The organism is Agathobaculum faecis (genome assembly GCF_014287995.1).
Lineage (GTDB): Bacteria > Bacillota > Clostridia > Oscillospirales > Butyricicoccaceae > Agathobaculum > Agathobaculum ammoniilyticum.
The window spans coordinates 66789-87794 of record NZ_JACOPL010000003.1 but is presented as its reverse complement, the minus strand read 5'-3'; the positions used below and the strand labels follow the sequence as shown (position 1 = coordinate 87794).

The 21006-nt window shown below is 60.1% G+C and carries 20 protein-coding genes; 12 read left to right on the top strand and 8 right to left on the bottom strand.

What is annotated here, in order from left to right; genetic code table 11:
* Positions 1-18: 18 nt before the first annotated feature.
* The 3 genes from H8S45_RS03905 to H8S45_RS03895 form a co-directional block, all read right to left on the bottom strand.
* Entirely contained in the window at positions 19-456 is a 438-nt protein-coding gene (locus H8S45_RS03905) for a dipicolinate synthase subunit A N-terminal domain-containing protein (protein ID WP_107630846.1), read from the bottom strand.
* A gap of 101 nt (positions 457-557) precedes the next feature.
* Positions 558-1427, bottom strand: a complete 870-nt coding sequence (locus tag H8S45_RS03900) for a DegV family protein (RefSeq protein ID WP_054326858.1) — start codon at positions 1425-1427, stop codon at positions 558-560.
* 27 nt (positions 1428-1454) lie between these two features.
* On the bottom strand, positions 1455-2654 hold the full coding sequence (locus H8S45_RS03895; RefSeq protein WP_054326859.1) for a M24 family metallopeptidase: 1200 nt from the start codon (positions 2652-2654) through the stop codon (positions 1455-1457).
* Between the two features lie 320 nt (positions 2655-2974).
* On the opposite strand from H8S45_RS03895, the gene cls reads away from it, so the two are divergent.
* Genes cls through H8S45_RS03880 form a run of 3 tightly spaced genes read left to right on the top strand, consistent with a single transcriptional unit; the run spans position 2975 to position 5747 of the window.
* On the top strand, positions 2975-4501 hold the full coding sequence (gene cls / locus H8S45_RS03890; protein WP_159068064.1) for a cardiolipin synthase: 1527 nt from the start codon (positions 2975-2977) through the stop codon (positions 4499-4501).
* Positions 4502-4530: 29 nt separating this feature from the next.
* Positions 4531-5292: a threonine/serine exporter family protein gene (locus H8S45_RS03885; RefSeq protein ID WP_054326861.1), complete on the top strand. Its 762-nt coding sequence runs from the start codon at positions 4531-4533 to the stop codon at positions 5290-5292.
* On the top strand, positions 5289-5747 hold the full coding sequence (locus tag H8S45_RS03880; RefSeq protein WP_107630844.1) for a threonine/serine exporter family protein: 459 nt from the start codon (positions 5289-5291) through the stop codon (positions 5745-5747). The genes H8S45_RS03885 and H8S45_RS03880 overlap by 4 nt, the downstream gene beginning before the upstream one ends.
* Before the next feature lie 37 nt (positions 5748-5784).
* Here the strand turns inward: H8S45_RS03880 and H8S45_RS03875 are convergent, their stop codons facing one another.
* Together H8S45_RS03875 and H8S45_RS03870 are read right to left on the bottom strand one after the other, a co-directional pair.
* The gene (locus tag H8S45_RS03875) at positions 5785-6108 is read right to left on the bottom strand and encodes a permease prefix domain 1-containing protein (RefSeq protein WP_054326864.1); all 324 of its coding nucleotides are present in this window, start codon (positions 6106-6108) and stop codon (positions 5785-5787) included.
* The gene (locus H8S45_RS03870; RefSeq protein WP_054326865.1) at positions 6095-6445 is read right to left on the bottom strand and encodes a PadR family transcriptional regulator; all 351 of its coding nucleotides are present in this window, start codon (positions 6443-6445) and stop codon (positions 6095-6097) included. The genes H8S45_RS03875 and H8S45_RS03870 overlap by 14 nt, the downstream gene beginning before the upstream one ends.
* Positions 6446-6602: 157 nt before the next feature.
* Between H8S45_RS03870 and H8S45_RS03865 the strand changes: the two genes are divergently transcribed.
* Positions 6603-7097, top strand: coding sequence for a COG2426 family protein (locus tag H8S45_RS03865; protein ID WP_054326866.1), 495 nt, complete (start codon positions 6603-6605; stop codon positions 7095-7097).
* 50 nt (positions 7098-7147) lie between these two features.
* Here the strand turns inward: H8S45_RS03865 and H8S45_RS03860 are convergent, their stop codons facing one another.
* Positions 7148-8590: a nicotinate phosphoribosyltransferase gene (locus tag H8S45_RS03860; protein ID WP_186949595.1), complete on the bottom strand. Its 1443-nt coding sequence runs from the start codon at positions 8588-8590 to the stop codon at positions 7148-7150.
* A 251-nt stretch (positions 8591-8841) separates the two neighbouring features.
* On the opposite strand from H8S45_RS03860, the gene H8S45_RS03855 reads away from it, so the two are divergent.
* From H8S45_RS03855 to argF, 8 genes are all read left to right on the top strand, one after another.
* On the top strand, positions 8842-10095 hold the full coding sequence (locus H8S45_RS03855) for an argininosuccinate synthase (protein ID WP_054326868.1): 1254 nt from the start codon (positions 8842-8844) through the stop codon (positions 10093-10095).
* A 67-nt stretch (positions 10096-10162) separates the two neighbouring features.
* A complete protein-coding gene (argH, locus tag H8S45_RS03850) occupies positions 10163-11554 on the top strand; it encodes an argininosuccinate lyase (RefSeq protein ID WP_054326869.1) in 1392 nt (463 codons plus the stop codon).
* Positions 11555-11571: 17 nt separating this feature from the next.
* Entirely contained in the window at positions 11572-12045 is a 474-nt protein-coding gene (locus H8S45_RS03845) for a YbjN domain-containing protein (RefSeq protein WP_054326870.1), read from the top strand.
* Between the two features lie 16 nt (positions 12046-12061).
* Positions 12062-12982 (top strand): N-acetyl-gamma-glutamyl-phosphate reductase, encoded by a 921-nt coding sequence (gene argC / locus H8S45_RS03840; RefSeq protein WP_186949593.1) that lies wholly within the window; start codon positions 12062-12064, stop codon positions 12980-12982.
* A 59-nt stretch (positions 12983-13041) separates the two neighbouring features.
* Entirely contained in the window at positions 13042-14250 is a 1209-nt protein-coding gene (argJ, locus tag H8S45_RS03835) for a bifunctional glutamate N-acetyltransferase/amino-acid acetyltransferase ArgJ (RefSeq protein ID WP_147573969.1), read from the top strand.
* 26 nt (positions 14251-14276) lie between these two features.
* Positions 14277-15149 carry an acetylglutamate kinase gene (argB, locus tag H8S45_RS03830; protein WP_054326871.1) on the top strand — a complete coding sequence of 291 codons (873 nt, stop codon included), beginning with the start codon at positions 14277-14279 and terminating at the stop codon, positions 15147-15149.
* 16 nt (positions 15150-15165) lie between these two features.
* Positions 15166-16347, top strand: a complete 1182-nt coding sequence (locus H8S45_RS03825; RefSeq protein WP_054326872.1) for an aspartate aminotransferase family protein — start codon at positions 15166-15168, stop codon at positions 16345-16347.
* A complete protein-coding gene (argF, locus tag H8S45_RS03820) occupies positions 16348-17259 on the top strand; it encodes an ornithine carbamoyltransferase (RefSeq protein WP_054326873.1) in 912 nt (303 codons plus the stop codon).
* Positions 17260-17303: 44 nt separating this feature from the next.
* Here argF and H8S45_RS03815 read toward each other — a convergent pair whose 3' ends face one another.
* Positions 17304-19058 (bottom strand): [FeFe] hydrogenase, group A, encoded by a 1755-nt coding sequence (locus tag H8S45_RS03815; protein ID WP_107630839.1) that lies wholly within the window; start codon positions 19056-19058, stop codon positions 17304-17306.
* Positions 19052-20884, bottom strand: coding sequence for an NAD(P)-binding protein (locus tag H8S45_RS03810; protein WP_107630838.1), 1833 nt, complete (start codon positions 20882-20884; stop codon positions 19052-19054). The genes H8S45_RS03815 and H8S45_RS03810 overlap by 7 nt, the downstream gene beginning before the upstream one ends.
* Between the last annotated feature and the right edge of the window lie 122 nt (positions 20885-21006).

Here is a 21006-nt window from a genome sequence, read left to right as displayed (position 1 = left end):
GATGCGCCTGGGGCTGCTTTACTGTTCGCGGCGGCGAACCGGCCTATAACCAAAGGAAACAGGTACCGCGTTGCGTATCGCAAGCTCGTCGCGGGATAAGTAGTCCAGCAGGCGCAGGTCGTTCTGCACGGCGCGGGCGTGTACCCAGAACGGGACCGAGCCGGCAAGGGCAAGCGTACCCGCCGGAATCGCGTCTAGGATATCCGCGAGCGGGTGCGGGGCGTTGGAGAGCGGGGCGTTGAGTTGAGCGTCGCCATGCTGGATGGGAAGCGGCAGGATCACCGCCTGTACGTCCGCAAAGCCGGCGCGGGGGTCGCTGACAGCGGCGCAGCCCTCGACGGGGCGCCGTTCAAGCGCATAGGTGCGCACCGTGTGGCCGTCGGCGCGCAGCAGGGAGGCCAGATAAGCCTGCCGTACGTCGCCGCCGACGACCGCAAGGGTCGCCGATTGATTCATAAGAAAAACCTCCTTCAGGGCAGTCTATGCCAGCGGGGGAGGCGTTGTTATCCCGTGCGGGGCAGGAAAAACGGCCTGTCCCGTGGGATAGGCCGCAGCGCTTATTCCGGTTTTCTGTCGCCGCCAAAGAAAAAGGCGGTCAGCACGCCAGGGCCGGTGTGCGAGCCGATGACCGTGCCGATGTAGCGGATGTCCGAGCGGACGCCGTGCGCGTCGAGCAGCGCGGCAAGTTGGCGGGCGTCTTCCAGACAGTCGCCGTGGCAGATGCGCACAACTTGGTTCCGGTCGGTCATCTCGCGCAGCGTCCGTTCCGCGAGGTAGGAAATAGATTTCTGCCGGCCGCGGACCTTGCAGCCGACGCCGAGTTTACCCGCATTGTCAACCCAGATGACCGGCTTGATGCCAAGCAGCCCGCCAACCACGGCCGAGGTCTTGCTCAGCCGCCCGCCGCGGTGCAGGTGGCCCAGGTCGTTGACCGTGATCAGATGGATCACATGCAGCCGCATCTGCTCCACCGCGGCGGCAGTCACCTCGATGGTGCATCCGCTGTCGCGCATTTCACGGGCTTTATCGACCAGCAGGTATTCGCCGCCGGTCGCGGAGAGGGAGTCGATGCAGATGATTTTGCGCGCGGGGAAAAGCGGGGCAAGCTCGTCGCGTGCCATGCAGCCCGCGTGGAACGTACCCGAAAGGCCGGAGGAAAAGCCGATGTACAGCACGTCCTGCCCGGCTTCCAACGCGGTGCGGAAAAGGGTTAGAAACGTTTCCAGCTTTGCCTGCGAGGTGACGGGCAGTTTCCCCTCCCGCAGCAGGTCGTAAAACTGGTGGAATGAAACGGTCTGCCCACAGTCCTCCTCAATGGTGCGCCCGTCAATCGTAAATGCGAGCGGCGCGCAGCCAATGTCGTTCTGTGAAAAGTAGGCGGCGGTCTCATCGATGGTCGAATCGGTGATAAGAGCGAATGGATACATAGCAGAACTCCTTGCTTTGCGGCCGGATCAGCCGTTGATTTCAAAGGGGGTGTCGCACGCGCCGGTTAGCGAGCGGGCGGGACCGTCGGAGACGACCTCGTAGGTATTTTCGCAGCCAACCAGACCGACCCCCTCCAGGGCGATCTTTGGCTCGACCGCGAACGTCATGCCGGCGCGGATCGGCTCGTCGAAGCCCCTGGCGAGGACGGGCGATTCGTCCATAGTCAGGCCGATCGAGTGTCCGAAGAACCTGCAGCCGCTCATAAAGCCCGCGCGGAACGCGGGGTCAACGCAGGCGCACAGCTTGCCATATACCTCGGATGGCACCGAACCGGGGCGCAGCATGGCGGCAGCCTCGTTCTCGAGGAATACACATTGTTCGCGCGCGGCACGGATCAGCTTGCTCTGTGGATGCTTGGAGAGGGAACCGTAGAAAAACACAATGCTTTTATCCGTATGGTAGCCCCGATAGCCGTTCGGTATGTCAAGCAGCACAATATCGCCCTCGCGCAGGCGCCGCTCGGAGGAGCCGATGGATTTCATGGCGATACAGGTGCCGGCCGTACCGGTGGGGCTGTCCAGACCGCAGCCGGCCAGACTGTTTTCACTGAAGCTGGCTACGCCGAGCACATCGTCTGCAATCGCCTGGTTGAAGCGGGAAATACCCATCGAACCTCGCTCGAGCAGAACCGTGCTGACCTCGCTGCACAGCCGCGCCTCGCTAATGCCATCCCGCAGCAGGACGGGGGCGATCTCCTCCAGCGCGAAGCGGTGCAGGGCGCCGGACTGGCGCATGCAGTCCAGCTCATAGGCGCTTTTGACGGCCCGCAGGCCTGCGAGGACGCCGTCCACTGGCTGCGGCTGCGTAAAGGGTAAATATTTCTGCAACATAGAAAGTTTTTGCAGCGTCATGGTGCGCGCGGCGACATAGACACGGTCGGGGATGGCGGGGAACGCCTCCGCAACCGTGCGGAAGCTGCTCAGCGGACGGATATCCGCAAAAGCGGATTCGCGTTTGGCACATTCGAATGAACGGCGGACGAACAGCACCGCTTGGTCGGGCGTGACGATGAGCGCGCCATCCTGCATGGTGCCGGTGAAGTAATAAAGATCGATCTTGTTGTCCAGAATGGTCATGGACCACGCGGGATCGTGCTGTGCCAATGCTGCGCGCAGTCGGGAAAGGCGGGCGTTCAGCTCGCCGGCAGGCACGGGGGTATGTGGCATTTGTGTTCCTTCCTTTGCTTATGTTGGTTCTGGGGTGATGCGGGCCAGCGGCATGCCTTACGGCGGCGAAGATACACGCATGGGAAAAAGGCGGCTCGGCCGCTTTGCGGCGCTATTATACCACAGCGGCCAGCACTTATTCGCCTGAAGCGACCGCAAAGTGCCGCTGGTGGTATAATGAAGTGAAATTAATGTATAATAGCCGCTTTGCGGCTATTATACCATAGTTTTTCCGGCTGGGCAATGCGTGCGCATTGACTTTTGCGGAATGGTGCGATATGATGCTATACAGGAAAGTTTATGGAGAAAGGAGTCGGGTTATGCGCAGAATTTTGGGACGGATCCTGGCGGACCGGCGTGTGGTCGGCGGCCTGCTGCTGGTTGCGCAGCTGGTGATCGTCATGTACAGCGTGGGCTGGATGAGCGGGCGCTGGCTGTGGGCGCCACGGATATTGACCGTGCTGAGCGTCATCATCGTGATCTGGCTTGTCCGTAAATATGATAACCCGACCTATAAGATCAGCTGGATCATCGTTATCCTGCTGCTGCCGCTGTTCGGAGGCCTGTTTTACCTGCTGTGGGGCAACACGCCGTTTAACCGCGCGCGCACTCAGCATAAGTACGAACCGCAGCCGCCGGATTTCACCGAATACCGCCTGATGCCGGCGACCGAGGCGCTCGCACAGGAGGATCCGCGCCACGCGGCGCGCGCCCGTTATATCACTGCGCTGGACGGCATGCCGGCCTGGACCAACACCGAGGCGCATTATTTCCGCGTGGGCGAGGATATGTTCGCCTCCATGTGCGAGGAGCTGTGGCAGGCGCATAAATTCATTTTTCTGGAGTATTTTATCATTGAGGAAGGCATCATGTGGAATACCATCCTCGATATCCTGCAGGAAAAGGTGCGCGAGGGCGTGGATGTGCGCATCCTGTACGACGATGTGGGTTCGATCGCCACGCTGCCGCAGAACTACGACCGCTTCTTGGCTTCACTCGGCATCCGCGCGGTGCGCTTTAACCGCTTTATCCCCACGCTCAACACCTACCTTAATTACCGCAACCACCGCAAAATGATGATTATAGACGGGAATGTGGGGTATATGGGCGGCATCAACCTGGCAGATGAATATATCAATGAGAAGGTGCGTTTCGGCCACTGGAAGGATACCGGCATCATGCTGCGGGGCGAAGGGACGGTCAACATGACCTCGCTGTTCCTGCAGATGTGGGAATATGTGACCGGCGAGCCCGTGCCGCCGCTCAACGCCTACCTGCCGACGATGAAAATGCCGGAGGACGGCTATGTCCAGCCGTTCGCGGATTCGCCGCTTGACGATTTGAACGTCGGCGAATCGACCTACCTGCAGATCATCCACAACGCGCGCGATTACGTCTATATCACGACCCCGTATCTGGTGTTGGATAACGAGATGATCACGGCGCTGACCATCGCGGCGCAGTCCGGCGTGGATGTGCGGATTCTGACGCCGGGGATTCCGGATAAAAAGCTGGTCTATATGATTACGCGCTCCTATTACCAGCAGCTGCACCGCGCGGGCGTCAAGATCTATGAATACCGCCCAGGCTTCCTGCACGCGAAGTGCATCGTATCGGACGATGATACGGCGGTCGTCGGAACGATCAATATGGACTTCCGTTCCTTTTTCTTGCATTTTGAGTGCGCGACCTGCTTTTACAACAGCTCGGTCGTGCATGCGGTCAAGCAGGATATTCTGGAAACGATCAATGTGAGCCGGCGCATTGACGACGCTTGGCTGCATAAGGTACCTTGGCTGCGGTCTATCGTGGCCAGTGTGCTGCGGCTGTTTGCGCCGCTGCTGTGACCGGACGCCGGCAGAGTGAAGGGGCTGAAATGGAACAACGGGAACAGGTTTTGTGCGCGATCCTTGACGCGGGTGAGCTGCTGCTGACCGCAGGGGCCGAGGTGGCGCGCGTGGAGGACACGATCCGCCGTATGGCACAGGCATATGGCTTTGGCAGGGTGGATGTGCTGACCATCACGGCCAGTATGATCGTCACGGCGCAGGCAGAGGACGGCGCGGTTCTGACGCAGACCCGCCGCATCCTGCGGCGGGAAACCGATATGCGGCGCATCGAGGCGGTGAACGCGCTTTCGCGTGCGGTCTGCGGCGCGCCGCTGCCGCTGGAGGAGCTGCGCGCGCGGGTGGAAGCGATTCGGACCATGCGGGACGATATGCCGTGGCGTATCCCGCTGGCATATTTGGTTATTTCCGGCTCGTTCGCCGTGTTTTTCGGCGGTTCGGTGCGGGATGGTCTGGCGGCGATGCTGTGCAGCATGGTGCTGTACGCGATCGGGCGCATGGGGGCGCGTATTGCGTTACAGCCGCTGGTGCTGACCGTGTTGAGCGCGGCCGCGATGTGTCTGGCCGCGGTGATAACCGTGGAAGCCGGATTGGGGCAGGCATTGGATAAGATTATTATTGGAAACATTATGCTGCTGATACCGGGGATCGCGCTGGTCAATTCGCTGCGCGACATGATCGTGGGCGATACGATCAGCGGCCTGCTGGGAGCGTGTGAAGCGCTGCTGCGCGCGATTGCGATTGCGGCGGGCTGCGCACTGGTGCTGCTGCAGCTGGGAGGTGCGGTATGACCGGGGAAATGGCGGTGCAGGTCGGCATGGCAGCCGTGGGTGCGCTGGGCTTCGGCCTGCTGTTCCATATTTCAGGAAGCCGGCTGGTGACCATCCTGCTCGGCGGCGCGGCAAACTGGGGGTTTTACCTGCTCGCCCTGTGGGCTTATGAGGACCGCGTCGCCGCGTTTTTTGCCGCCGCGCTCGCGACAGCCGCCTTGGCGGAGGTATTGGCGCGCCTGCTCAAAACGCCGGTCCTGACGCTGCTGGTGCCGATGCTCGTGCCGCTCGTCCCGGGCGGCGACCTGTATTATACCACGCTGGCGCTTGTCCGGGGGGATATGGCGGCGTTTGCGCAGTATGGCAGCCTGGTGCTGAAGGAGTCCGGTGCGATCTCGTTCGGGGTTATCCTGATTGCCTGTGCAGTGCAGACGCTGCTCAAGCTGCTCGCTCTGGCGCGGGAGAAAAGAATATGAAAAAAGCGTTCTGCGACCGGTCCGTGCAGAACGCTTTTCAAATTTGGAGCTGCAGCAGAAGATAGACCACACAGGCGGCGATCGCCGCCCAAACCAGGCCCGTGGCGATCAGGCAGCAAAGATAACGCGGCGGAAAGCGGGCGTGCCGCAGGCTACGCCCGAGCGCGTCCGGATCGCCGAGCATGCGCACCGCCAGCTCGACCGCCTCCGCTTCGTTGAAGCCGCGGTCGTTTTGCAGATATTCCATGCGCGTCAGTAGATGGTCGGTCAGCTCGCGCCGCACCCGTGCGCGGTACGGCGGCCAAAGAAGATGGGCGCATACGCGGTCCAGAAACAGGCTGATGCGCTCATTTGGTGACACACGCCTCACCCCCGACCACCTTGCCGAAGCTTTTACAGAATTTTTCCCACTCGCGTCGGCACCGCGCGAGTGTTTTGACGCCTTGGCGGGTGAGCTGATAATACCGGCGCAGCCGCCCCGCCGTGGATTCCCTTTCGTAGGAGCGCACCTCGCCGCGCTCTTCCAGGCTGTGCAGGATGGGGTACAGGGTCCCCTCGTTCATGGAAAAGGTCTGGTCGGAACGGCATTCCAGCTCGCGGATGATCTGGTAGCCGTATTTGTCTGCGTCCTCCAGCATGGCGAGGACGAGCAGCGTATTACTGCCGGGGAAAGGAGAGTCGTTTTTTCTGCGGGGCATGGAAAACCGCCTCCAAATACCTTTTTTATCGATGTATCCACAGTATACATCCGGCGGCAGGGGCTGTCAAATGTAAAATTTTTTTAAGGTATTGCTCTTTTTCGGTTTTTAGGGTATCATAAGCAATAGTTTGCAGGCTTTGGAGGATGGAAAACCGATGTTTGATAGTTTGTTTCAATGGCTGCTCGGCGCTGGCCGCGAGCTGGCTGTTGTTATTATCTCCATGGTTCCTCTGGTGGAATTGCGCGGCGCGGTGCCTCTGGGCGTTATGGCGGCGGGCATGCCGTGGTACGAGGTGCTGCCGTTGGCCTATCTGGGCAACCTGCTCCCGATTCCGTTCGCGCTGTTTTTCGGGGAAAAGGTATTGGACTGGGTGGGGACGCTCAGGCCGTTTACCGGCTTCGTCACCCGCTACAAGGCGAAGCTGGAAAGCAAAAAGGATCAGGTTACCAAGTATGCGCGGATCGGCCTGTTCCTGTTCGTCGCGGTGCCGCTGCCAGGGACGGGCGCATGGTCGGGCGCGCTGATCGCGACGCTGCTCGAAATGCCAAAGGGGAAAGCGCTGCTCTCCATTGCGGGCGGCGTCGTGGCGGCGGGGCTTATCATGCTGGTTGCCTCCAATGGCGTGCTGGGCGTGGCGAGCCTGTTTTGAAAGCGAAAGCAAAGAGCCTCCCGTGAGGGAGGCTCTTTTTGCATTTCGGTTTAAATACGGCAGGATTCCAGCAGCTCGTGCTTGCAGTCCCAAAGCCTGCGGGACAGATCGACGAAATAAGTCTGCGGGTTCTCGAAGCGCTTGATCTCTTCCCAGAGCGTGTCCAGCTCGGCAAGGCAGTAACTGCGGATGTCGCTGATCGCCGGATTCTGGTAAACGCATTTGCCGGCCTGGAACAGCTGCACGCGCAGCGGGCGCACGGTATAATCGGACACCACGCGCTGCTTCCAGGTATGGATGGGGTCGAACAGCACATAGGGGAGGGCGGCGTCGATGACCTCGTCATGGATTGTGATAACATCGCCCAGCGCCTTGCCGGTCGCTTTGTCAAACAGGCGATATACCTGCTTGAAGTGTGGGGTCGTGATCTTTTCCACGTTTTCGGAAACCTTGATCTTGGGGACGATCTCTCCCTGCCCGTTTTCCACGGCTGCGAGCTTGTATACGCCGCCGAACACCGGTTCGGATTTGGAAGTGATCAGCCGCTCACCGATGCCGAAGGAGTCGATTTGCGCGCCCTGTACCAGAAGGTCGCGCACCAGGTATTCGTCCAGCGAGTTGGAGGCCATGATCTGCATATCCGGAAAACCCGCCGCATCCAGCATTTTACGCGCCTCGATCGAAAGGTAGGCGATATCGCCCGAATCCAGACGGATGCCGCGCGGGCGGATCCCGTACTCGCTGACCATGTCCCGCGCTACACGGATCGCGTTCGGAACGCCGGATTTGAGGACGTTATAGGTGTCGACCAGAAAGACGCAGTTGTCCGGATAAATGTCCGCATAGGCCTTGAACGCCTCGTATTCGCTGTCGAACATCTGCACCCAGGAATGCGCCATCGTGCCGCCCGCGGGGATCTTGTAATCCCGATCGGCCAGCACGCACGCCGTCCCCTGACAGCCGCCGATATAAGCGGCGCGCGCGCCATAGATCGCGCCGTCGTAGCCCTGCGCGCGGCGGGAGCCGAATTCGAGCACGGTGCGCCCCTGCGCGGCGCGGGTGATGCGGCTGGCCTTGGTGGCGATCAGCGTCTGATGGTTGATGGTGAGCAGGACCATGGTTTCCACGAACTGCGCCTGAATCATGGGACCGGCCACGGTGACAAGGGGTTCGCCGGGGAAAACCGGCGTACCCTCCGGCACGGCCCATACGTCGCACGCGAATTCAAATTCGCGCAGGTAATTGAGAAAGGATTCCGAGAAGCAGCCGCGGCGGCGCAGGTAGGCGATATCCTCCTCGGTGAAATGCAGGTTTTTGAAATAGTCGATCAATTGTTCCACGCCCGCCATGATGGCGTAGCCGCCGCCGTCCGGCACGCGGCGGAAGAACATGTCGAAATAAGCGCGGCGGTCGGCGATACCTTTTTCAAAGTACCCGTTCGCCATTGTGAACTCGTAAAAGTCGGTCAGCATGGTCAGATTTTTTTCGGTCATTGCGAAAACGCCCCTTTGCGCATGGATGCCATGCGCTTTTATTCAATCCGTGCATCTGTCTTGACACAGTGCATTTATAGTTATAATAGTACGTTTTTGCGCAAAGTGCAAGACTTTCTTTCGGAATATCGATTCACAATATGAATAAATATTCACTATATAAAATAATTATAAATTTTTCTTGCCAAATGCAGGGATAGGGGGTATAATGGAAAAGTCAAAAAAACGACGGATTACGGAGGTAAGCAGACATGGAAAGGAAATATAACAAGGTTGTACTGGCCTATTCGGGCGGTTTGGATACTTCGGTGCTGATTCCGTGGCTCAAGGAGCATTACGGCTGCGAGGTCATCGCGGTTTCCGGCAACGTGGGCCAGGGTACCGAACTGGACGGGCTGGAGGAAAAGGCGCTCAAGACCGGCGCGTCCAAGCTGTACATCGAGGACTTGACCAAGGAGTTCGTGGACGACTACATTATCCCCACCATGAAGGCGGGCGCAACCTATGAGCAGTATCTGCTTGGCACCTCGTTCGCGCGTCCGATCATCGCCAAGCGCATCGTTGAGATTGCGCTGCAGGAGGGCGCGGACGCGATCTGCCACGGCTGCACGGGCAAGGGCAACGACCAGGTGCGTTTCGAGCTGGCGATCCACGCGTTCGCCCCGCAGATGGACATTATCGCGCCGTGGCGCTTCTGGGAACTGAACAGCCGCGAGAAGGAGATCGCCTACGCGGAGGCGCATAACATCCCGCTCAAGATCAACAAGGAAACCAACTATTCCAAGGATAAGAACCTGTGGCACCTGAGCCATGAGGGCCTCGACCTTGAACTGCCCTCCAACGAGGCGCCGATCAATAAACCGGGCTTTCTCGAACTGGGAGTTTCTCCGGAGATGGCGCCCGATAAGCCGACCTACGTTACCATTCATTTCGAAAAGGGCGTACCCACCGCGGTGGACGGCGAGGAGCTGGATTCGGTTGCAATCATCGAAAAGCTCAATAAGCTCGGCGGCGAGAACGGCGTGGGCATCCTGGATATCGTCGAGAACCGCCTGGTCGGCATGAAGAGCCGCGGCGTATACGAGACGCCGGGCGGCGCGGTGCTGTATGCGGCGCACCAGAAGCTGGAGGAGATCACGCTCGACAAGGAGACCGCGCACTACAAGGCGCAGGTCGCGATGAAGTTCGGCGACCTGGTCTACAACGGCCAGTGGTACACCCCGCTGCGTAAGGCGCTTTCGGCGTTCGTCGATTCCACGCAGGAGACCGTTACCGGCGACGTCAAGCTCAAGCTGTACAAGGGTAATATCATTCCGGCGTCCGTCACCTCGCCGTACAGCCTGTACTCCGAGGATATGGCCACCTTTAACGAGGACGACTGCTACGACCAGGCGGATTCGGCCGGCTTCATCAACCTGTTCGGCCTGCCGCTCAAGGTGCGCGCGCTCAACGACCAGATGCTGTACAAAAAGACCGGCGAGCATTTCCCGTCGGTTGAAAAGTAAGAAAGGATATCGTGGGGCGGCATGTCCGAACGTGCCGCCCTGCGGGTGTTTTGTGAGGTAACGAGATATGGCAAAATTATGGGCAGGACGGTTTCAAAAGGAAACCGATCTGGTGGTAAATGACTTTAATTCGTCCATCCTGTTTGACTGCCGTTTATATAAGGAAGACATCACCGGTTCGATCGCGCATGCGACCATGCTGGGCAGGCAGGGCATCATCGAGCCGCACGAGGCGGAAAAAATCGTCGAAGGGCTGAAGGGAATCCTCAAGGATATCGAGGAGGGGAATGTGGAGTTTTCCCTCGATTATGAGGATATCCACATGAATGTCGAGCAGCTTTTGACCGAGCGCATCGGCGACACCGGCAAGCGGCTGCATACCGGACGCTCGCGCAACGACCAGGTCGCGCTCGATATGCGCCTGTACGTCAAGAGCGAAATCCGCGAGATCATCACCATGATCTGTACGTTTATGAAAGCGCTCGCCAAAAAGAGCCGCGAGAACTTGGACGCGGTCATGCCGGGCTACACGCACCTGCAACGCGCGCAGCCGACCACGTTCGCACACTACATGATGGCCTATGCCAACATGCTGAAGCGCGATATCACCCGCCTGCAGGATTGCTACGAGCGCATGGATGAAATGCCGCTCGGCTCGGGCGCGCTGGCATCCACCACCTATCCGATCGACCGCGAGTTCGTCCGGCAGCAGCTTGGCTTCAAGCGGCTGACCGATAACTCGCTCGACGGCGTATCCGACCGCGATTACTGCGTGGAGCTGCTCTCCGCGCTATCTATCCTGATGATGCACCTGTCCCGCCTGTCTGAAGAGATCATCTCCTGGTGCTCATGGGAGTTCAAGTTCGTCGAACTGGACGACGCGTATTCCACCGGCTCGTCCATCATGCCGCAGAAGAAGAATCCGGACGTGTGTGAGCTGATCCGCGGCAAGACCGGCCGTGTGTACGGCAGCCTAACCACCATGCTGACCGTGCTCAAGGGCCTGCCGCTGGCATACAATAAGGATATGCAGGAGGACAAGGAGGCTGTGTTCGGCGCGATCGACACGGTAAAGCAGTGCCTGGAGGTGTTCACCCCCATGTTCTCCACCATGACGCTGCGCCGCGACAACATGCGCAAGGCAGCTTCCGCAGGCTTCATTAACGCAACAGACTGCGCGGACTACCTGACTAAGAAGGGCATGCCTTTCCGCGATGCGTACAAAACGGTCGGCCGGCTGGTCAACCAGTGCATCAAGGCGGATGAAACGCTGGAAACCATGACCATGCGCGATTTTGCCGCGATCTCCAATAAATTTGGGGATGATGTTTACGACGCGCTCGACCTGCGTACCTGCGTGGCTGAACGCAAGGTGATCGGTGGTCCGGCACCGCAGGAGGTCGCCCGCCAGATCGACAAGATCGAAAAGTTTATCGCCGATGTGGAAAACGAAACATAAACAGATGAGGATTTTGTATGTATATTGAGGATATCGCACAGGTATATGAAGAAGAGGAGTTGAACTTCGCCACCGACGAGGAGGAGCAGCGCATCCGCTTCAAGATGAACACTAAGGTTTCGCCGGACGTGTCGTTCACCGCACGCATTGTCAACGAAACGACCGCGCTGTTTACCACGATCCTGCCGATGAATATTCCGGAAGCTAAGCGGGACGCGGTCGCTCTTTACCTGAATCGGGCGAACTGGGGGCTGCTGCTGGGCAATTTTGAGATGGACCCGAACGACGGGGAGCTTTGCTATCGGGTGGCGGGCTGCTTTGAGGAAAACGAGCCGCTGGCGGACGAGATAGTCCGGCGCATGACTTATGTGGGCTTCAACATGTTTGATAAATATGTTCCTGGCGTATTCGCCATCGTATACGGCAATAAGGGGCCTGTGGAAGCGTACGAGGAGATCGAGGCCGCGGAGCGCGAGGCGCAGGCGGAATGAAAACGGAGAAAGACGGATGAAACCAAAGATTTATATCGACGGCAGAGAGGGTACCACCGGCCTGCAGATCTATGAACGGCTGGGGGGGCGGGACGACCTCGAGCTGCTGCTGATCGACGAGGACAAACGCAAGGACACCGAGGAGCGTCGCAGGTTCCTCAATGCGGCCGACATCGTATTCCTCTGCCTGCCGGACGCGGCGGCGCGGGACGCGGTCAGCTTGATCGAGAACGAAACGACCCGCGTAATCGACGCTTCGACCGCGCACCGCACCGAGCCGGACTGGGATTATGGCTTTGCAGAGCTGTCCAAGGCGCACAGGGCTGCGATCGCGGCCTCCAAACGGGTGGCGAATCCAGGCTGCCACGCGAGCGGGTTTATCTCCTCGGTGTATCCGCTGGTCGCGCGGGAGGTGGTACCCGCGGATTTTGCGTTCACCTGCTCGTCGCTGACCGGCTACTCGGGCGGCGGGAAAAAAATGATCGCAGAATACGAGGATGAAAACCGCGACCCGCGGCATGCCTCCGAGCGGATTTATGGCCTGAACCTGCAGCATAAGCATCTGCCGGAAATGGAGTATGTCTGCGGCCTGACCCAGCCGCCGGTATTTGTGCCGGTTGTGGGCGATTTTTACAAGGGCATGGCGACGACGGTCATGCTGCCCAGCGTGGACGCTCGCCGCGTACAGGAAGCGCTGGAAGCGCACTACGAGGGGCAGCGGCTGGTCACGGTCGCTCCGTTCGGCGGGGACGAGCCGGTTATATACGCCAATGCGCTCGCGGGAAAGGACAGCCTGAGGCTGATCGTATGCGGCCATGCGCGGCAGGCGATCGTGACCGCCCTGTTCGACAATCTCGGCAAGGGCGCGTCGGGCGCGGCGGTGCAGAACATGAATATCATGCTGGGTCTGGACGAAGCCACGGGATTGACGGTATAATAAAAACAGCGTATCCTATCTATTTCGCGCCGCTTCGGGCGGTAAGGAGAAATGCAGCTATGAAAATTATTGACGGCGGCGTGTGCGCCGCAAAGGGCTTTACCGCGGGCAGCATCCGCAGCGGCATCAAGGACAGCCGCGCGGACGACGATACCGCGATTATCTTCAGCGCGTGCGAGTGTACGGCCGCGGCGACCTATACGATGAACCGCGTCAAGGCCGCGCCCCTGTATGTGACGATGGAGCATCTGGAAAACGGCGTGGCGCGCGCGATCGTCGCCAACGCGGGCAACGCCAACGCCTGCGCGCCGGACGGGATGGAAAACGCCCGCCGCATGGCCAAGGTCGCGGCGAAGGTGCTCGGCGTGGACGAGGACGACGTGGTCGTCGCCTCGACCGGCGTGATCGGTCAGCGCCTGCCGGTTGAGTGCATCGAGCAGCACCTGCCCGAAATTGTGCTGGACGGAAACGGCTCGGAAAAGGCGAACCGCGCCATCATGACGACCGATACCAAAACCAAGACTGCGGCGGTCGAGTTCACCATCGGCGGCAGGATCTGCCGCATCGGCGGTATCTGCAAGGGCAGCGGCATGATCCATCCTAACATGGGTACCATGCTGTCCTTCCTGACGACCGACTGTGCGATCACACACGAAATGCTGGCCGAGGCGTTGCAGGAGAACGTGCGCAAGACCTATAACCGCGTCACGGTGGACGGGGACACCTCCACCAACGACATGTGCGTGGTGTTGGCCAACGGACAGGCGGGCAACGAGCTGATCGAGTGGCAGGACGAGGAGTATCAGGCGTTCTGCAAGGCGCTGAACGAGGTCAACACCCGTCTGGCACGCCAGATCGCGGCGGACGGCGAGGGCGCGACCAAGCTGGTGACCTGCACGGTCAAAAACTCCCGCTCCGAGGAGGCGGCCGAGCGGCTGGCCAAGGCAGTCGTGGGCTCCAACCTGGTCAAGGCGGCGATGTTCGGCGCGGACGCCAACTGGGGCCGCGTGCTGTGCGCGATGGGCTACTCCAAGGCGCCGTTCCGGCCGGAATATGTGTCCGTGGCGTTCGAGTCCGCGGCGGGCCGCGTGGCTGTGTGCGAAAAGGGCGCGGCGATCGATTTTGACGAGGCGCTTGCCAAGCAGGTACTCTCGGAAAGCGAGGTTACCATTCAGGTGGACGTGGGCGAGGGGACAGACTGCGCGACCGCGTGGGGCTGCGACCTGACCTATGATTATGTGAAGATCAACGGCGATTACCGGACCTGATAATAAACGAAGAGGAACGAGACAAGATGGATACACAACTGGATGCAGAGCTGCGGGCCAAAATACTGGTTGAAGCGCTGCCGTTTATTCAAAAATATTACGGGCAGACGGTCGTCGTCAAATACGGCGGCAACGCCATGATTAATGAGGAACTGAAAGACGCGGTCATCCACGACCTTGTGCTGCTCAACCTGGTCGGCGTCAAGGTGGTCGTGGTACACGGCGGCGGGCCGGAGATCTCGGATATGCTGAAAAAGATCGGCAAGGAGTCCCGCTTTGTCAACGGCCTGCGCTACACCGACCGCGAGACCATGGATATCGTGCAGATGGTGCTGTGCGGCAAGGTCAACAAGGATTTGGTGACGCTGCTGGAAAAGGCGGGCGGCCGCGGCGTTGGCCTGGGCGGCATGGACGGCGGCATGTTCCAGGCAAAACGCCTGACCGACCGTACCGGTACGGATTACGGCTATGTAGGCGACATCGTCGAGGTCAATCCGGCGCCGGTGATCGATATGCTGGAAAAGGGCTATATTCCGGTCGTCTCGACCGTCGCGCAGGGGATCGACGATGAAACCAATTACAACATCAACGCGGATACCGCGGCCTGCAAGCTGGCGGTCGCGCTGGGCGCGAAAAAGCTCATCCTGCTGACCGACGTGCGCGGGCTGATGCTCGATCCGGAGGACGAGTCGACGCTGCTGCGCTTCCTCAAGGTTTCCGAGGTACCCAAGCTCATGCGCGACGGCGTTATCAAGGGCGGCATGATCCCCAAGGTGGACTGCTGCGTCGAGGCGGTGCGCAAGGGCGTGGAAGCGGCCAATATCCAGGATGGGCGCGTCAAGCACTCCATCCTGATCGAATTATTATCCAAAGTGGGCGTCGGTACGATGTTCCAGTGAGAAAGAAGCGAGGAAAATGACCTACCAAGAACTCAAGGCCGAGGAAAACAAATATGTGATGAACACCTACGGCCGTTTCCCGATCGCGCTCGACCGAGGCGAGGGCGCGACGGTATGGGATGTCGAGGGCAGGAAGTATATCGACCTGGCCTCGGGCATCGGCGTCAACTGCATGGGCTACAATAACCAGATCATCATTGACGCGATCACCGCACAGGCGCACAAGCTGATGCATGTTTCCAACCTGTTCACGACCGAGCCTATGGTATGGGCTGCGAAAAAGCTGGTGGAGAAAACGCATCTGAACGGCAAGGTGTTTTTTGCCAATTCGGGCGCGGAGGCGAACGAGGGCGCGATCAAGCTGGCGCGCAAATATTCGTTCGACAAGTACGGCGAGGGGCGTTACAAGATCGTCACGCTCGTCAATTCCTTTCATGGCCGCACGGTGACCACGCTTAAGGCCACCGGTCAGGACCGTTTCCATAATTATTTTTTCCCGTTTACCGAGGGCTTTGATTACGCGGAGGCAAACGACTTTGATTCGGTCCGCCGCAAAGCGGACGATATGGCGTGCGCGGTCATGCTCGAACTGGTGCAGGGCGAGGGCGGCGTGCTACCGCTCGATCCGGCGTTTGTCAAGCAGGTCGAGGCGCTTTGCCGCGAAAAGGACCTGCTGCTCATCATCGACGAGGTGCAGACCGGCGTCGGCCGCACGGGCAGCCTGTTCTGCTTCCAGCAGTACGGCATCCGTCCGGATGTCGTCACGATGGCCAAGGGGCTGGGCGGCGGCCTGCCGGTCGGCGCGGTGCTGGCCGCGGAAAGCTGTGCGGGCGTGCTGACCCCCGGTACGCATGCGACGACCTTCGGCGGCACGCCCATCGTGTGCGCCGCGGTGAATGCGGTTCTCGATACTGTAGGGGAGGGGCAGTTCCTCGCTGCGGTCAGGGAAAAGGGCGAGTACCTGAAAAACGGCATCCTGTCCATTGGCTCCCCCAGCATCCATGGCGTGCGCGGCATGGGGCTGATGTTGGGCATCATTGTGGACGAGGGCAGGCACACGGCCTTTGCCAATAAACTGATTGAAAAAGGCGTGCTTGCGATCACGGCGGGCAAAAACGCGGTGCGCCTGCTGCCGCCGCTGACCATATCCAGGGAAGAAATGGATGAGGCGCTGACCATTATGAAAGAGGTGTTTTAATTGAAGCATTTGCTCAAGCTGCTCGATTGCTCGACCGAGGAGATTATCGGTCTGCTCGACCTGGCCGACCAGCTTAAATATGAAAAGAAGCATAATATCTCCCACCGTCATCTGGAGGGCAAAAGCCTGGGCATGATCTTCCAGAAGTCCTCCACCCGCACCCGCGTCTCGTTCGAGACCGGTATGTATCAGCTCGGCGGACAGGCGCTGTTCCTCTCCAACCGCGACCTGCAGATCGGCCGCGGCGAGCCGGTGCAGGATACGGCGCGCGTGCTGTCCCGTTATCTGGACGGCATCATGATCCGCACCTATGAACAGAAAGAGGTCGAGGACCTCGCGGGCTACGGCACCATCCCGATCATCAACGGTCTGACCGATTTCTGCCATCCCTGCCAGGTACTGGCCGACCTGATGACCATTCGCGAGAAGTTCGCGGTACTCGAAGGGCTGAAGATGTGCTACATCGGCGATGGCAACAACATGGCCAACTCCCTGATCGTCGGCGGCCTCAAGACCGGCATGAAGGTATCGGTTGCCACCCCCGAGGGCTACCGTCCCCATCCGGAGGTCATGGCGTTTGCCGGCGCCAATCCGGATTTCTCCATCACGGACGACCCGATGAAAGCCGCAGAGAACGCGGATGTGGTCATCACGGACACCTGGGCCTCCATGGGCATGGAAGCTGAAAAGGAAGTGCGCATGCAGGCGTTCCAAGGCTATCAGGTGAACGACGAGTTGCTCGCCGCCGCTAAGCCCGGCTGCATGGTGCAGCACTGTCTGCCCGCCTACCGCGAGCAGGAGATCACGACCAAGGTGTTTGAGGAGCATGCGGACGAGATCTTTGAAGAGGCGGAAAACCGTCTGCACGCGCAAAAGGCGGTCATGGTCACGCTTATGGGCAGTCGGGAATAAATAAAAAAGAATGCGCGCCGCTTTTAGCGGCGCGCATTCTTTTTTTATCGGTTTTGCGGCATTTGCCAGGCAAAATGGTTGCAGTGGAGCAGGCGCTCGGCCTTTTCCGAGCAGGGTTCGCCGAGCTCTTCCCGATACAAAGCCTGTACCGCGGGGTTCTCATGTGAGAAACGCAGATCGGCGTGCCGGTCGAGGTCATATAGCACATTTCCGCGCCAGACCGCCTTCTCGCGGTCAGTTCCGTCGATCGGCTGGCCGCCGCCGCCCGCGCAGCCGCCCGGGCAGGCCATGATCTCGACAAATTCGTACTTCACCTCGCCGCGCTTAAGCGCGTGCAGCAGGTGGCGCGCGTTGGCCAGACCGCTTGCGACCGCGCAGCGCAGGGGGATGCCGGCGAGGTCAAAGGTCGCTTCGCGCCAGCCGCCGCGGGTAATATTGCCGCGCACGTCGTGGAACGCGTCGGCCGGCGGATTTTCGCCGGTGGCAAGGAAATAGGCGGAGCGCAGAGCAGCCTCCATCACGCCGCCCGTTGCGCCAAAGATCACGCCGGCACCGGTACCATCGCCCAGCGGCGAATCAAACGGGGATTCGGCGAGCACGGGTACGTCGATATGCTCGGCGCGCACCATGCGCGCAAACTCGCGCGTGGTCAGCACCAGGTCGACATCCGGACCGGCGGCGGTGGACTGCATGCCAGGCAGCTCGCACTCCGCTTTTTTCGCTACGCAGGGCATGATGGAAACGCTGAAGATCTTTTCCGGAGCAAGGCCGAGGCGTTTTGCCAGCCAGGTTTTGCTGACCGCGCCGAACATCTGCTGCGGGGATTTTGCCGTGGACAGGCGTCCGGTCAGCTCGGGGTATTGGGACTTGAGGAACCGCACCCAGCCGGGGCAGCAGGAGGTGAACATCGGCATGTCGGAAAGGTCGCCGTCCCGCAGACGGTGCAGCAGCTCGGTACCCTCCTCCATGATAGTCAGATCAGCGGAGAACGTTGTGTCATAGACATATTCCGCGCCCATTTTGCGCAGGGCGGTAACCAACTGGCCGATGGTCGCCGTGCCGGTGTCCATGCCGAACGCCTCGCCCCAGGCCGCGCGGACAGCGGGCGCGATCTGGACGACTGTGACCTGGTCCGGATCGGCGAGCGCAGAAAATGCCTTGGCGGTGTCGTCCCGTTCGCGCAGCGCGCCGGTTGGGCAGTGGGTGATGCACTGGCCGCACAGCGAGCAGTCCGCTTCTTTGATGAAACGATTGCCGGAAACGTCAATGGTCGTGCGGGCGCCCGAACCGCTGACATCCCAGATGGAAAGCGACTGCACCTTGTCGCAGACCTGTACGCAGCGCATACATTTAATACACTTATTAACATCGCGGAACAGGGGGAATGTGGTGGTCCATTCCAGCTTTTTCCCGCGCGCAAGATCGGCGGGGTAGGGGATGTTCAGAACGCCCAGGTCGGTCGCAACCTTCTGTAGCTGGCAGGTGCCGGAACGCACGCAGGTCGCGCATTTATTGTCGTGCTGTGACAGGATCAGCTCGACGTTGGTGCGGCGCGCCTGGCGGACCCGCGGCGAGTTGGTATGGATGACCATACCATCGCGCACCACGTTGTTACAGGAGGGAACGAGCTTGCCCTCGCCCTCGACCTCGACGCAGCAGACGCGGCAGGCGGAGATCTCGTTCAGGTCTTTGAGATAGCACAGGCTGGGGATTTCGATATCGACGCTGGCTGCGGCGTCCAGGATTGTCGTTCCGGCGGGAACCGAAACCGGAATATCATTGATCGTAAGGTTTACCATTTGGACGTCCGCCCTCCTTTAAAGATGCCATAGCCGAAATGGTCGCAGCGCAGGCAGCGCGAGGTCTCCTGCTGGGCTTCCTCTTCGGTCATGCCGCATTTGACAAGCTCAAAATTATCGATGCATTCCGCGAGCGGACGGTTCTTTAATTCCACGCGGCCACAGGCGGGGGAGTTGGTCAAATGGGCGGGCGGAATGTCCACATCGACCGTGATGACATGGTGGTATCCAAGATGCTGGTCGATATTAGCGGCCGCGACCTTGCCGGCCGCAACCGCGCGGATAACGGTCGCGGGGCCGGTGACCGCGTCGCCGCCCGCAAACACATGGGGCGTGTTGGGTACGAAAGCGTCGGACTCCGCCTGAATCTTGCCGCGGACAACAGGGGTGACCTGCTCGAACGGCTTTGCGTCAATCGCCTGGCCGATGGCAACGATAACAATATCGCAGGGGATGCGGAACAGCGGTTCCCGCGCGTTTTTCGGGCGCGGACGACCATCCGAGCCATACTCGCTGATGATCTGCGGGCGGGTCCAAAGCGCGGTAACATGGCCGTTCTCGTCCGCTTCGATGTGATCGGGCGCCTGCAGGGGAAGAATCTGGCAGCCCTCGCTCTGCGCGTCCTCGATCTCCTCCGCGAGCGCGGTCATATCGGCGACGCGACGGCGGTAAATACAGGTGACGGATTCCGCGCCCAGCCGGATGGCGGTGCGGGTGGCATCCATCGAGACGTTGCCGCCGCCGACCACGCAGACGCGCTTGCCCTTGAAATCAGGTGCGCGGCCCTCACCGATATCGCGCAGAAGCTGGACGGCGGCGTATACGCCCTGGCTGTCCTCTCCCTCGATACCAAGCTTTTTGTCGTTATGCGCGCCGATAGCGATATATACCGCGTCGAACTGCTCCTCAATATCGGAGAATGCAATGTCGCGGCCGATGGAGGTATCCGTATGTACCTCGATGCCGGTGGACAGGATAAAGGAGATGTCCGCGTCCAGCTTCTCCTGCGGCAGGCGGTAGTCGGGGATGCCGTAGCGCAGCATGCCGCCGAGCTGCGGCCGCTGGTCGTATACCACCACCTGATGCCCCATCAGAGAAAGGAAATAGGCGGCGGAAAGCCCGCCGGGGCCGCCGCCGATCACGGCGATGCGCTTGCCGGTGGACGGGGCGCAGGGGGGCGGCGTTTTGCCGGTCGCGTGGTCGCAGGCAAAGCGTTTGATACCGCAAATATTGACCGCGTCGTCCACCATGCGGCGGCGGCAGCGCGCCTCACAGGGATGCTCGCAGACATAGCCGCAGACCGTGGGGAACGGGTTGTCCTTGCGGATCAGGCGCACCGCGTCGTCATACCGGTGCGCGCGAACCAGGGCGATGTAGCCGGGGATATCCACGCCCGCGGGGCAGAGGGCTACGCAGGGGACCGGCTGGTTCAGGCCGAACAGGCAGCGGCCATGCTCCACATGCGAGAGATAGTCCTCGCGGAAGCCCTGCACGCCCTGCAAAACCATGCGCGCGGCTTCGTAACCGATCGCGCAGTCTGCGGTATCTTGGATAACGCGGGCGGTTTTTTCGATCAGGTCAATGGTTTCGACCGTGGCGGTGGAGTCAAGTACGCTTTCGAGAAGCGAGGTGAGCTGGCCGAGTCCGATGCGGCACGGAACGCATTTGCCGCAGGTCTGTGCATGACACAGGCGAAGGAACGAGAGCGCCATATCGACCGGACAAAGGCCCGGGGGGCTTGCGCTCAGACGACGCTCAACATCACGGTACAGGCTTTCGACAACTGTCTGCGCGCGGCCAGGCGTCTCGATGGATAATCTGCTCAATTTACATCCTCCCTCGATGAATATTTTATACACACATACAATTGAATCATAGACCAACTGCAGAGAAAAGTCAACTGCGAAACCGATACCGCGCAAAAAACTGAAAATACCGGACGCATAGC